The sequence below is a fragment of the Janthinobacterium sp. GW822-FHT07H10 genome, assembly GCF_058798675.1.
On record NZ_JBXAKS010000001.1, the window covers coordinates 793,842 to 806,552 of the forward strand.

Here is a 12,711-nt window from a genome sequence, read left to right on the forward strand (position 1 = left end):
GCGAGGACGTTAGAATAGGGTGACCGAGACCGTGCAAGGGAACTGCCGTGACGCCTGACCTGGAACTGATCCACAAACCGATCCACGAATCGTTTCGCGCGTGGGCGCACGGCTATCCGCACGCGGTGGCGAAATGGCATTTCCATCCCGAGTACGAGCTGCACATCATCACCACGTCGACGGGGAAATTCTTTGTCGGCGACCATATCGGCAGTTACGCGCCGGGCAACCTGGTGCTGACGGGGCCGAATTTGCCGCACAACTGGGTCAGCGAGCTGGCCGAAGGCGTGACCTTGCCCGCGCGCGACCTGGTGCTGCAGTTTTCCAGCGATTTCATCGAGCGCTGCGCGCTGCTGTTTCCGGAAATGGCGCCGCTGAAAACCCTGCTGGGCGAGGCGGGCAGGGGCTTGCAGTTTCCCGATGCGCTTGGCCTGCGCCTGGCGCCGCTGATGGCGGAACTGACGACGGCGCAGGGCCCGCGCCGGGTGGAACTGTTCGCGCGCCTGTTCGGCGACCTGTGCGACTGCCGCGAACGCAGGCCCCTGGCCAGCGTCACCTACCTGGCGCAGGCGGGGCGCTACATGTCCTCCACCATCAACCTGGTGCTGGCCTATATCAAGCAAAACATCACGCTCGATTTCTGCGAACAGGACGTGGCCGACGTGGCGGAGATGAATACGCTGAAATTCACGCGCTTCTTCCGCAAGCACACGGGCACCTCGTTCATCCATTACGTCAACCAGGAGCGCATCGCGCTGGCCTGCGAGCTGCTGATGAACACGGACATGAAGGTCACCGATATCTGCTACCGCACGGGCTTCAACAACCTGTCCAATTTCAACCGCCAGTTCCTCGCCCACAAGCAGATGTCGCCGTCGAAATTCCGCTCCTGCCTGCACATGAACATGCCCGAGTCGTTTTCCTGACGGCCGGCTTTTTACTTTTTTTATGGAACCATCGTGACTTATCTCGGTATCGATATCGGCACTTCCGAAGTCAAGGCCATCCTCACCGATGACGCGCAAACCATCCTCGCCAGCAGCGGCGTGACCCTGCGCGTGTCCAGCCCCCATCCGGGCTGGTCGGAGCAGAATCCCGAGGACTGGTGGCACGCCACGCTGGACGTGATCGCGGCCATCCGCAGCGCCCAGCCGGTGGCGTTTTCCGGCTTGCGCGGCATCGCGCTGTCGGGCCAGATGCATGGCGCCACCCTGCTCGACAAGCAGCAGCACGTGCTGCGCGCGGCCATCCTGTGGAACGACACGCGCGCCTTTGCCGAGTGCGTGGAACTCGAGGCGCTGGTGCCCGAGTCGCGCGCCATCACGGGCAACCAGGCCATGCCCGGCTTCACGGCGCCCAAGCTGCTGTGGCTGCAAAAGTACGAGCCGTCGCTGTTCCGCGCCATCAGCAAAGTACTGCTGCCGAAGGATTACGTGGCCCTGCGCCTGACGGGCGAGTGCGTCTCCGACATGTCCGATGCGTCCGGCACCTTGTGGCTGGACGTGGCTAGGCGCGACTGGTCCGAACGCATGCTGGCGGCGACAGGACTGACGCGCGAGCACATGCCGCGCCTGGTCGAAGGCAGCGCCGCCGCCGCGCAGGTACGCCCGGCCCTGTGCCAGGAATGGGGCATCGCGCACGCGGTCGTGCTGGCCGGCGGCGCGGGCGACAACGCGGCCGCCGCCGTCGGCCTGGGCGTGGTGGAGCCGGGCGCCGGCCTGCTGTCGCTGGGCACGTCCGGCGTGCTGTTCGCGGGCAGCGATGGCTTTGCGCCGAATCCGGGCCAGGGCGTGCATGCGTTCTGCCACTGCCTGCCCGGGCGCTGGCACCAGATGAGCGTGATCCTCAGCGCCGCATCGAGCCTGGCCTGGGTGGCGCAGCTGACGCAGTCGCACGACATCGGCGCCCTGGTGGCGCTGGCCGAGGGCGTCGAGGCGGGCAAGGCGCCGCTGTTCCTGCCCTACCTGAGCGGCGAGCGCACGCCGCACAATGACGCCACGGCGCGCGGCGTGTTCTTCGGCCTGGCCACGGAGCACGGCCGCGCGGAACTGGCCTACAGCGTGATGGAAGGCGTGGCCTTTGCCATGGCCGACGGCAATGCGGCCCTGCGCAGCGCCGGCACGCAGCTGAGCGAGGCTTCGTTCGTCGGCGGCGGCTCGCGCAGCCGCTTCTGGGCCCAGCTGTGCGCAAATGCGTCCGGCCTGAACGTGCTGCGCCACGACCATGGCGCGGCGGGCGGCACCATGGGCGCGGCGCGCCTGGCGCAGATGGCCGTGACGGGCTTGCCGCCCGCGCAGGTGTGCACGCGCCCGCCCGTGCAGGAGACGGTCGCGCCGCAGGCGTCCGGCGTGCTCGATGAGCGCCTGGCCCGCTACCGGCGCCTGTACCCGCTGCTGCGCGAGGAGTTCGCGGCGGCGGCCGCGGCGGCGCGCTAGGCGCAACGGTGATCCATGGAGTGGTCATCCAGTTAACATTGACTTGTAATTTGTTGTTTCTATGTTGAAAGTGTTTCGCTAGCGCAAGCGCCGCTTGGTTTTTCACGGGGGGCGCGGCATGATTTGCGCATGCGGTGAGAATTGGATAGTTTTGGCGACTATTTTTGTTGCCATCCTGTTCTAGCCGCCGGGAGAAATACATGCAACTCGCGAATCTGAAAATCTCCGTCCGCCTGGGTCTGTTAGGCGCCTTTTTCTTTCTTGCCCTGGTCTTCGTCGGCGTGCGCGGCTGGAGTGCCCTCGACGCTGCCAGCGCACGCGGCAGCGAGGCCATGCAGCGTTCCGTCGCCCTGACGGAAGCGGTCGACGCGGCGCGCAGCGCCCAGGTCGAATTCAAGATCCAGGTGCAGGAGTGGAAGAACATCCTGCTGCGCGGCGGCGATGCGGCCGCCTTCCAGCGCTACCGCGAAGCATTCGTCGCCAGCGGTGCGCAGACGCGCAAGGAGCTGGCCAGCCTGCAAGCCATGATGGCGGCACTCAAGCTCGATACGGCGCCCGTGGCGAAAGCCATGCAGGCGCACGATGCGCTGGGCGTGAGCTACCTGGCGGCCCTGCAAAAGTATGACGGCGCGCGCGCCGACAGCGCGCAGGCCGTCGATGCGCTGGTGAAGGGCATGGACCGCGAACCGACGCGCCAGATCGACGCCATCGTCGCCACTATCGGCAAGCAGTCGCACAGCCTGATGGCGCAGATGAAGGAAGCGGATGCGGCCGCGCACCGCAGCGCCAGCATCGCCATGCTGGCCACCGTGCTGGTGACCCTGATCATCGGCAGCATCACCGTCTGGTGGCTGATCCGCAGCATCACGCGTCCCCTGAGCGCGGCCGTCGGCATCGCCCAGCAAGTGGCGGCCGGCGACTTGCGCGCCGTGGTGGCGGACGGCAGCCGCGATGAAATCGGCGACCTGCTGCGGGCTTTGAAGGCGATGAGCGGCAACCTGGCCGCCATCGTCGGGCGCGTGCGCACCGGCACGGACGCCATCGCCACGGCCTCGGCCGAAATCGCCAGCGGCAATATGGACTTGTCCTCGCGCACGGAGGAGCAAGCCAGTTCGCTGGAAGAGACGGCCGCCTCGATGATCGAGCTGACCTCCACCGTGCGGCAGAATAACGACAATGCGGACCAGGCGCGCCAGCTGGCCGGCGGCGCATCCGACGTGGCGCAGCGCGGCGGCGAGGCCGTGGCGCAGGTGGTGCGCACCATGAGCGATATCAATGCCTCGTCGAAGCGCATCGTCGACATCATCGGCGTCATCGACGGCATCGCCTTCCAGACGAATATCCTGGCGCTGAACGCGGCCGTGGAAGCGGCGCGCGCGGGCGAGCAGGGGCGCGGCTTCGCCGTCGTGGCCAGCGAGGTGCGCAACCTGGCGCAGCGCTCAAGCGATGCGGCGCGCGAGATCAAGGCCCTGATCGGCGAATCCGTGCGCACGGTGGAAGAAGGCAGCGTGCTGGCCGGCCAGGCGGGGCGCACGATGGAGGAGGTGGTGGGCAGCGTGCAGCGCGTCAACGCCATCATCGGCGAGATCGCCGTGGCCAGCGTCGAGCAGCGCGATGGCATCGAACAGATCAGCATCGCCATCAGCCAGATGGATGGCGTGACGCAGCAGAACGCGGCCCTGGTGGAACAGGCCGCGGCCGCGGCGGACGCCTTGCAGCAGCAGGCGGCCAGCCTGGCCGACGCCGTCAGCATCTTCAAGCTGCAGCCGTCATCGGGCATGCACGCGCCCGTGGCCGGCCCCCGCGTGGCGCAGTCCCGGGTCCTGTCGCTGAGCTGAGGCGCGCTGCCGCCGCGCCGCTTGACGCCAGTCAAGCGGCGTCCGATCAGGCAAATATTGCGCCGGATTTCTTATACTATTTCCTTTCCGCATGTATCTGCGCCCGGCCAGACGGCGCGCGTTGCAAAGGAAAGCCATGTCTTCCATCTCCTGCCTGCCGGGTGACGCATGACGACGCTGCTGCTGGCGCTGTGCCTGTGCCTGGCCGTGGTGCTCAGCGTGCTGCTCGCTTGCCAGTGGCATGCGGCGCGCGCCTGGCGCATGCGCCAGGCCACGGGCGTCGTGCTGCAGGCGGCGCAGGCACGCACGCTGGCGCTGCTGCATGCGCTGCCGGCGGCCGTCGTCGGCACCGACCACGAGGGCATCGTGGAATACCTGAATCCGCGCGCCAGCGCCATGGGTGGCACGCTGCCCGACGATGGCCTGGGAATGCCGGTGACGCAGCTGCTGCCGCTGTTCCATGACGGCACCCCCATCGATGCGGCGCGTCAGGTGCGCGATTGCGTGGCGCGGCAGGAAGTGCTGGAAGTGGCGCGCGGCGCGGTACTGCTGCGCCATCTGGACGGCAAGCGCATCGACGTGCAATACAGCTGCGCGCCGCTGGCGAAGGGCGGGGCCGTGCTGCTGCTGCACGATGTGTCGGCGCGCCGACGCGCCGAGCAGCAGCTGGAATTCATCGCCCACCACGACGGCTTGACGGGGCTGCCGAACCGCCTGCATTTCCAGATCCGCTTCGAGCACGGCATCGCCTATGCGCGCCGCCACCAGGGCTTGCTGGCCGTGCTGTTCGTCGACATCGACCGCTTCAAATCCATCAATGACAGCCTGGGACACGACGTGGGCGACCAGGTGCTGACGGAATTCGCGCGCCGCGTGCAGCAGTGCGTGCGCAAGGTCGATACGGTGGCGCGCCAGGGCGGCGATGAATTCATCATCCTGCTGACGGAGCTGCGCACGGCGCAGGATGCCGAGCGGGTGGCCGAGAAAATCGTCGGCGCCATTGCCGCCCCCTTCGTCATCGGCGAATACAGCCTGGCGGTGGCGGCCAGCGTGGGCGTGGCTCTGTATCCGGACGACGACGACGACGTCAATGCGCTGATCGAAAAGGCCGACCTGGCCATGTACGCGGCCAAGCGCCACGCGCCCGGCACCTGCCTGCGCTATGCGGCGCGCATGCAGACGCAGTCGTATTCGCGCACCATCCTCGAGACGGCGCTGCGCCATGCGCTCGAGCGCGACGAATTCGTGCTGTATTACCAGCCCAGGATGAACCTGCGCACGCGCAGCATCACGGGCGTGAAGGCGCTGCTGCGCTGGAAGCATCCGGAGCTGGGCCTGATGATGCCGCTCGATTTCCTGCACGTGCTCGAGGAAAGCGCGCTGATCCTGCCGGTGGGCGCCTGGGTGCTGGCCACGGCCGTCGGGCAGGCGCGCAGCTGGATCGCGCAGGGGCAGCCGCTGACGGTGTCAGTGAGCCTGTCGGCGCGGCAGTTCTACCAGCGCGACATCGCGCGCAATTTCGCCGCCGCGCTGGAGGCGGCCGGCGTGCCCGGTCACTGCATCGAACTGGAAATCGCGGCCGCCATCCTGATCGACCGCAGCCAGAACTGCGAACTGATACTGCGCCAGTTCCGCCAGCTGGGCATGGCGATTGCCATCAGCGATTTCGGCACGGGCGACGCTTCGCTGAACTACCTGAAGCGCTTCCCCACGGACGCCGTGAAGATCGAAAAGTGCTTCATCGACGACCTGGGCAAGCCGGGCGGCGACGGCGCCATGGTGCGCGCCATCGTGGCGATGGCGCGCACGCTGGAATTGCGCACCATCGCCGGCGGCGTGGAGAACGGCGAGCAGCTCGAGCTGCTCGCCGAGATGGGCTGCGACGAGGCGTTCGGCTATTTCCTGGGCCGCGCCATGGCGCCCGAAGGCATCGAGGCGCTGCTCAAAAGTGGCGAAGCCATTCAGAACTTGTAGCGCAGCGACAGCATGGCGTTGCGCGGATCGCCGTAGTAGCCGCCCAGGCCCGTCGAGTAGTATTTCTTGTCGAAGACGTTGTTGACGTTCAGGGTCGCCAGCAGCTGCGGCGTGACCTGGTATTGCGCCATCAGTCCCGCCACCGCATACGCTTTCTGCGTGAAACGTTCGCCATGCGGCCCGCGGTCATCCATGTAGATATCGCTTTGCCAGTTCACGCCGCCGCCCAGCACCAGGCCAGGCAGGCCCTGCGCCAGGCGCCAGGTGGTCCACAGCTTGGCCATGTTCTGCGGCTGGTTGGTCTGGATGCGCTCGCCGGCGGCGTTGCGGATGCGGCTATAGGCATAGCTGGCCGTCAGCTGCCAGTCGGGGCGCAGCTGGCCCGATACTTCCGCCTCGAAGCCGCGCGTGGTGGCGCCTTTCACCGTGTGATAGGCGTAGGAGCCGCCGCCCGTGCCGATGATCCAGACATTGCCCGGATCGGCTTCGGCCAGGTTTTCCTGGCGCAGCTGGAACAGGGCCGCGCTGGTGGTGAGTTTGCCGCCGAAGAATTCGCCCTTGGCACCCACTTCGTAGTTCTTGCCCTCGAGCGGCGCCAGGAAGCGGCTGTTGACGTCGCGCTGGCTTTGCGGCGTGAAGATGCTGGTGTAGCTGGCGTAGGCCGACCAGTGCTGGCCCAGGTCGTAGACGAGGCCCGCATACGGCGTGATCTTGCCGTTTTCGCGCATGGCGTCGTACAGGTCCGTGTCGTTGAAATAATCGCTGCGGATGTCGCGCTTCCAGTATGACAGGCGCGCGCCGAGGATCACCGACAGCGCATCCGTCGGGCGCAGGCGCAGGGTCGAATACACGCCGCTTTCCCGTTCCTTGTCGTACGAGCTGCCCAGGCGCGTGCCGCTGTAGTCGGGCACCGGCATGGCGCCATTCCAGTGATGGATATCCGGCACCGTGTAGGTGTAGCCGTCCAGACGCCAGCCCGGATAGATGGGGCCATTCGTCTTGAGTTCAGAGGCGCTCACGCCCAGCACCAGTTCATGCTGGCGGCCGAAAGCCTGGAACGGGCCGCTGACATAGGCGTCGAGCGAGGTTTGCTGCGGCTTGCTGTGCCAGTTGGCCAGCCACAATCCCATGCCGCCGCCCGTCACGCGGTCCGGGTAGCCATTGCCGGAAAAGCCCTGCAGGGCGTCGTACCGGTTGCTGCTGCGGCTGACGGCCATCTTGGCGATCCAGTCGTTGTCGAAATAATGCTCGAGCGTGGCGAACAGCATGCTCTGCTCGCGGTCATACGTGCTCCAGGCGGCCGTGCCGTTCATCGCGCGGGGAAAATGGGTCTGCGTGCCGTCGCTGTAGAAGATGGGGAAGTCGCGTCCCGCGCCTTTCAGCTTTTCCTTCTGGTAGTTGATGCCGGCGCTGAGCACCGTCGATGGCGTCAGGTCCGCTTCGACGATGGCGTACAGCACGTCCTTTTTCTGCCGGTAGCGGTCGATGAACGAGCGCTGCTCTTCGTGCGCGGCGACGATGCGCGCGCGCACCTTGCCGTCGGCCGTCAATGGCGTCGAGACATCGCCCTCGATGCGGTAGCGGTCCCACGAGCCCAGCTGCGCGCCGGCCGTGGCGGCAAAGCTGCGGCCCGGGCGCTTGCGCACCAGGTTGACGGCCGCCGACGGGCTGCCCGTGCCGCTGATCAGGCCCGTGGCGCCGCGGATGATCTCGACGCGGTCGTAGATGGCCATGTCGTAGGTGCGCGCTTCCAGGTTCTTGCTGGTCGGGATGCCGTCGAACATGTACGAGGTCACTTCGAAGCCGCGTGAAAACACCTGGTCGTATTCGCGCGTGCTCGAGGAATGGTCGACCGTGATGCCGGGCGCCTGCACCAGTACGTCCTGCAGGGTATGCAGGCCCTGGTCTTCGATCTGCTGGCGCGTGATGACGCTGACGGCTTGCGGCGTTTCGCGCAGCGACAGGTTCAGGCGCGTGGCGCTGGTCAGGCCCGCGTAGCCGCGCTTGCCTTCCGTGGTGCCGTCGCGCAGGGCGCTGGAACTGACGGCCACTTCATCCAAGGTGGCGGCGATCGGCGCGCCGGTGGACGCGCTGCCCGCCTTGCGCAGCACGTAGCTGCGTTCGCCGCTGGGCAGCGCTTCCAGGCCCGTGCCGGCCAGCAGGCGGGCCAGCGCCTGCGGCACCGTGTAGCTGCCGCTCAGGCCCGGCGTGCGCAAGCCTTGCAGCAGTTCGGCCGCCGCGCCCACGCTCACTTTCGCCTCGATGGCAAAGCTGGCGATGGCGGCCGACAGCGCGCCGGGCGGCACGCTGAAACTGACCTGGGTGGCCGCTGGCGCGGCGGCATCGGCCGCCATGGCCGGCGCCTGGGCCAGCGACAGCAGGAACAGGGCGCCGCCGACGGCGCGCGCGAGGGGAGTCAAACGAGCTTGGTGCATGGTATTGCCTTTCCGGTGGAATGTCGTTGCAAGATGTCGTTGCAATACCCACAGGACAGGCCGGGGCGAAAAAAGGGGCCAGCTTTTCGCGATTATTTTTTGCGGGCCGCGATGGTGACCCAGTACGGCGTGCGGTACAGCACGTCGACGGGCAGGATGCGCGTGAGGCTCTCCAGCACGGCGTCGGTGTCGTCGAGCTGGAAGGCGCCCGACAGGCGCAGGCCCGCCGCCTGCGGCTCCACGCGCAGCAGGCCGGGACGGTAGCGTGATAATTCGGCAGCGAAGGCATCGAGGCGCATGTCCTGTGCCGCCAGCATGCCGCGCGCCCACGCGTCGGCCTGCAGCGGCGCGGGCGCAGGCAGGCTGGCGTGGCCGGCGTCGAAACGGCTTTGCTGGCCCGCCATGACCGTGCGCACGGTGGCCGAGGGCGCGCGCGGGGTGATTTCCACCGCATGTTCGAGCACCGTCACGCGGCTGCCGTCGTCATCGACGCGCACGGTGAAACGCGTGCCCAGCGCGCGGATGCGGCCATGGCGGGTGGCAACGATGAAAGGGCGGCTGCCCGCGTGGTCGGGGCGCGTCTGCACCAGCAGTTCGCCGCGGCGCAGGGTCAGCAGGCGTTCGTCGGCGCCATACGCCACATCGACGGCGCTGTCCGTATTGAGCGCCAGCGTGCCGCCATCGGGCAAGGACAGCTCGCGCCGTTCGCCCACGCCGCTGCGGTAATCGGCCAGCAGTTCGTGGCGCACCAGCAGCCAGGCGGCCGGCGCCGCCATCAGCGCCAGCAGCACCTGCATGGCGACGCGGCGCCGCGGCCGGCGCAGCAGGGGCGCGGCCAGGTCCGGCGGCAGCAGGCCGGCCGTCTGGCTCACCTGCTGTACCCTGTTCCAGGCGCGCGCATGTTCCGGGTCGCGCGCGCGCCATTGGGCTGACGCCGCCAGGTCGTCCGATGTGGCCTGGCCCGACTGCTCGAGCAAATACCATTCGACGGCCTGGCGCGCCACCTTGCGCGACAGCGGGGGACATGGTGGAGCGACGCTGCTCATGCCAGCAAGTCCGGCGCCAGCAGCACGCATTCGGTCAGCGCCTCGGCCATGTAGCGCTTCACGGAGCGCTCGCCGATGCCCAGTTGCGTGGCGATTTCCGCATACGCATGGCCTTCGATCTGCGCCATGATGAAGACGGCGCGCACCTTCGGTTTCAGGCCGTCGAGCATGGCGTCGACCGCTTGCAGCGCCTGCAGGATTGCCGCGCGCTGTTCGGTCGATGGCACATGGTGTTCGGGCAGGGCCGCGAGCGCGTCCAGCCACGCGCGTTCCAGCGACTGGCGGCGCAAGTGGTTGATCAGCAGGTGTTTGGCGACAGTGGCCAGGTAAGCCTTCGGCGCGCGCAGGGCCGGCGTTTGCGGCTGCGATGGCGCGCCGGCCAGCAGGCGCGCAAAGGTATCGTGCATCAGGTCGGCGGCTTCGGCAGCATTGCCCAGGCGCCGCTGCAGCCAGTGCGCCAGCCAGCCGTGGTGCGCGCGGTAGTGGCTTTCCAGCTGCGTCGGCAGCAGGGGAGTGGGCGCGAACGGACTGCCTGGCATGGTGGAGAGAACCTTAATGCAAATAAGAATTATTCTCATTTTAGCGCGGTGGGCGTGCCGGCGCAATGCGCTGTTGCTGTGCCGCCACGCGGGCGGCACAGCAACAGCGTTACAACAAGGCCAGCGCGATGGCGGCCAGCACGGCCGCGCCGCCGATGAGGCGCGCCAGGCGCATGGCCTGGTGCGGGGCGTAGGGCAGCAGCCAGATCAGCAGCAAGCCGCAGCCCGTCAGGCTGCCGACCCAGTAGACGAAGCCATAGCCGCCGCCGGCGATATGCATGGCCCAGGCCAGGCCGGCCGCCAGCGCCAGCGACCCCGTCCACTGCAGGCGACGGCACAGCGGCGCGGGCGGTTCGGCGCCGCGGCCGTGCAGGTCCGCATAATGGCGGTCCATGGCCAGGCATAGCGAGGACAGGCCCGCATAGCACAGGGCGAAGACGAGGAAATTGGCCAGCAGTTCCATCATGCGGCCTCCATCGTCGTTGCCGGCTTGGCCGCATCCGCTGCTTTTTGCGCCTTGGCCGCCTTCGCGGGCAGGGGCTTGAGCTTGTATGCCGCATACGCGAGGCCGAGGCCCAGCACCAGCACCACCAGGTCGAAGGCGGCCACCGCCACGGGGCCGCGCCCCAGGAACAGGCTCGCGCCCAGGTGCGAGCCGCTGGTGAAGACGTTCAGCACGGGCAGGGCGCAGAACAGGAAGGCGCCCACGGCCAGCTGCATGCGCCACATGGCGCGCGAAGGCCGCAGCTGGGCGACGATGGCGGCCAGGGCCCAGGCGCCGAAGAAGCAGGCGATTTCCTCCTTCGGCCGGTCTTCCATCGTCACCGACAGCAGGCGGTTGGCCCAGAAGTAGGCGCCGAAGGCGATCGGGATGCCGGCGATGGCGCCGATATTGAGCGCTTCCACCAGGCGCAGGCCGAAACTGGGGCGCTTGCCGGCGGCCAGCGCCTTGGCCTGCTTCTGGCGCGTCTTGACGGCCCACAGCAGCGCGCCCGTGGCCACCATGGCGCAACCGGCCAGGCCGGACAGGAAGAACAGCGCGCGCAGCAGCGGTCCGCCGAAGCGGGCGATGTGCAGGCCGTACATCACGCCATGCGTGGCGGCCGCGCCGGGCAGGGCGTCGCCGTCGGACGACAGCAGCTTGCCCGTGACGCCATCGAATTCCATCGACGGCTGCTTCGACGAGATGTCGCGTCCGGCCGCGCGCGACAGCGAAATGGTGGCGTTGGCGTCGCCCGGGTTGTTCACGGAGATGCGCTCGACCTTGCCGCCCCATTGCTGCTCGGCCTGGCGCACGAGCGGCGCCAGCGGCGTCAGGGGTGCGGCCACGCCGGCCGCCTTGCGCTCGTCCGAGCGGCCCGGGAACGCTTCGGCGAAGAAGGCGTCCTGGTCGCCCTTGTAGGCGGCCGTGGCGCCGGACGGCATGTACAGGAACATCAGGGTCACCAGGCCCGTGTAGGTGATCATCAGGTGGTAGGGCAGGGCCAGCACGGCCGTCACGTTGTGCGCATCGAGCCACGAACGCTGGCCCTTCTTCGGCCGGAAGGTAAACAGGTCCTTGAAGATGCGCTTGTGCGTGACGATGCCGCTGATGATGGAAACCAGCATGAACATGGCGCAGAAGCCGACGATCCAGCGGCCCCAGATGGCCGACATGTAGTGCAGGTCGAAATGCAGGCGGTAGAGGAATTCGCCGCCGCGCGTCTCGCGCGGCTTGGACAGCACTTCGCCCGTGGCCGGGTCGGCCATTTCGCTATGGAAGTTGCCGCGCCGTCCGCGCTTCTTTTCGCCCGGTTGCGACGGCTTGCTCCAGCCCAGCTGCGTGGCGGGGTTGCGTTCGCCGGGCAGGCTGATGAACCAGCGCGTGGCGCCCGTGGCGCGCTCCTGCATGGCCTGTTGCGCGACGCTGGCCGCTTCCTCCGTCGTCACCTTGCTGGCGGCGGCGCCGTGCAGCTCGGGCTGCATCCACAGCGTGATTTCATTGCGGTAGTAGCTGGCCGTGCCGGCGCAAAACACCAGCAGCAAAATCCAGCAGACGAGCAGGCCGGACCAGGTGTGCAGCCATGCCATCGACTGGCGGAAACCTTCTTTCATGCGAGACTCCAGGATAGTGCGTCCATCCAGTGCAGGATGGCGGCGATGACGGCGGCGGGGATCGCCAGGCCCAGCCAGGCGCGCACGGCGCTGGCCGTGGCGAAGACCCACATCACGGCGCAGGTGTAGATGGCAAACGACAGCAGCGTGGCCGTCATGACGGCTTCCGAGCGGGCCATGGGCAGGCTCACCGACAGCAGCATGGTGACCAGCGCCGCCAGCAGGTAGCCGCCGGCGATGGCGGCCACGCTGCGCGAGGCCACGCCGAGGCGGTACAGCGCCGCGGCGGACAGGCGCAGGCGCGCAGCTTTTTCAGTCGTTTCAGTTTCGATAATGGCAGGCGCTTGCAT

General features: G+C 67.8%; 10 protein-coding genes. 4 read left to right on the forward strand and 6 right to left on the reverse strand.

The genetic code is table 11. The annotated features are described in order from the left end of the window. Positions 1-47: 47 nt before the first annotated feature. The 4 genes from AC1RDJ_RS03570 (at position 48) to AC1RDJ_RS03585 (ending at position 6,247) form a co-directional block, all read left to right on the forward strand. The gene (locus AC1RDJ_RS03570; RefSeq protein ID WP_071322240.1) at positions 48-926 is read left to right on the forward strand and encodes an AraC family transcriptional regulator; all 879 of its coding nucleotides are present in this window, start codon (positions 48-50) and stop codon (positions 924-926) included. 33 nt (positions 927-959) lie between these two features. Next, entirely contained in the window at positions 960-2,435 is a 1,476-nt protein-coding gene (xylB, locus tag AC1RDJ_RS03575) for a xylulokinase (protein ID WP_493026500.1), read from the forward strand. Between the two features lie 200 nt (positions 2,436-2,635). Continuing rightward, positions 2,636-4,273 carry a methyl-accepting chemotaxis protein gene (locus tag AC1RDJ_RS03580; RefSeq protein WP_493026501.1) on the forward strand — a complete coding sequence of 546 codons (1,638 nt, stop codon included), beginning with the start codon at positions 2,636-2,638 and terminating at the stop codon, positions 4,271-4,273. Positions 4,274-4,441: 168 nt separating this feature from the next. Next, complete coding sequence (locus tag AC1RDJ_RS03585; protein ID WP_493026502.1) at positions 4,442-6,247, forward strand: putative bifunctional diguanylate cyclase/phosphodiesterase; 1,806 nt, start codon at positions 4,442-4,444, stop codon at positions 6,245-6,247. On the opposite strand, the gene AC1RDJ_RS03590 is transcribed toward AC1RDJ_RS03585, so the two are convergent. From AC1RDJ_RS03590 to AC1RDJ_RS03615, 6 genes are all read right to left on the reverse strand, one after another. After that, complete coding sequence (locus AC1RDJ_RS03590; RefSeq protein WP_493026503.1) at positions 6,235-8,682, reverse strand: TonB-dependent siderophore receptor; 2,448 nt, start codon at positions 8,680-8,682, stop codon at positions 6,235-6,237. The two genes, AC1RDJ_RS03585 and AC1RDJ_RS03590, sit on opposite strands and share 13 nt — an antisense overlap. A gap of 92 nt (positions 8,683-8,774) precedes the next feature. Continuing rightward, positions 8,775-9,728 carry a FecR domain-containing protein gene (locus tag AC1RDJ_RS03595; RefSeq protein ID WP_493026504.1) on the reverse strand — a complete coding sequence of 318 codons (954 nt, stop codon included), beginning with the start codon at positions 9,726-9,728 and terminating at the stop codon, positions 8,775-8,777. Next, positions 9,725-10,267 (reverse strand): sigma-70 family RNA polymerase sigma factor, encoded by a 543-nt coding sequence (locus tag AC1RDJ_RS03600; RefSeq protein WP_071322245.1) that lies wholly within the window; start codon positions 10,265-10,267, stop codon positions 9,725-9,727. Before AC1RDJ_RS03600 ends, AC1RDJ_RS03595 begins: the two co-directional genes overlap by 4 nt. A gap of 109 nt (positions 10,268-10,376) precedes the next feature. Next, a complete protein-coding gene (locus AC1RDJ_RS03605; RefSeq protein WP_493026505.1) occupies positions 10,377-10,733 on the reverse strand; it encodes a DUF3325 domain-containing protein in 357 nt (118 codons plus the stop codon). Then, a complete protein-coding gene (locus AC1RDJ_RS03610; protein WP_493026506.1) occupies positions 10,730-12,361 on the reverse strand; it encodes a PepSY-associated TM helix domain-containing protein in 1,632 nt (543 codons plus the stop codon). Before AC1RDJ_RS03610 ends, AC1RDJ_RS03605 begins: the two co-directional genes overlap by 4 nt. Beyond that, positions 12,358-12,711: a DUF3649 domain-containing protein gene (locus AC1RDJ_RS03615; protein ID WP_493026507.1), complete on the reverse strand. Its 354-nt coding sequence runs from the start codon at positions 12,709-12,711 to the stop codon at positions 12,358-12,360. The genes AC1RDJ_RS03610 and AC1RDJ_RS03615 overlap by 4 nt, the downstream gene beginning before the upstream one ends.

Bases quoted from the DNA above. Each gene is read 5' to 3' on its own strand.
- AC1RDJ_RS03580 (WP_493026501.1), top strand. From the start codon at position 2,636: ATGCAACTCGCGAATCTGAAAATCTCCGTCCGCCTGGGTCTGTTAGGC.
- AC1RDJ_RS03585 (WP_493026502.1), top strand. From the start codon at position 4,442: ATGACGACGCTGCTGCTGGCGCTGTGCCTGTGCCTGGCCGTGGTGCTC.
- AC1RDJ_RS03590 (WP_493026503.1), bottom strand. From the start codon at position 8,682: ATGCACCAAGCTCGTTTGACTCCCCTCGCGCGCGCCGTCGGCGGCGCC.
- AC1RDJ_RS03595 (WP_493026504.1), bottom strand. From the start codon at position 9,728: ATGAGCAGCGTCGCTCCACCATGTCCCCCGCTGTCGCGCAAGGTGGCG.
- AC1RDJ_RS03600 (WP_071322245.1), bottom strand. From the start codon at position 10,267: ATGCCAGGCAGTCCGTTCGCGCCCACTCCCCTGCTGCCGACGCAGCTG.
- AC1RDJ_RS03605 (WP_493026505.1), bottom strand. From the start codon at position 10,733: ATGATGGAACTGCTGGCCAATTTCCTCGTCTTCGCCCTGTGCTATGCG.
- AC1RDJ_RS03610 (WP_493026506.1), bottom strand. From the start codon at position 12,361: ATGAAAGAAGGTTTCCGCCAGTCGATGGCATGGCTGCACACCTGGTCC.
- AC1RDJ_RS03615 (WP_493026507.1), bottom strand. From the start codon at position 12,711: ATGCAAGCGCCTGCCATTATCGAAACTGAAACGACTGAAAAAGCTGCG.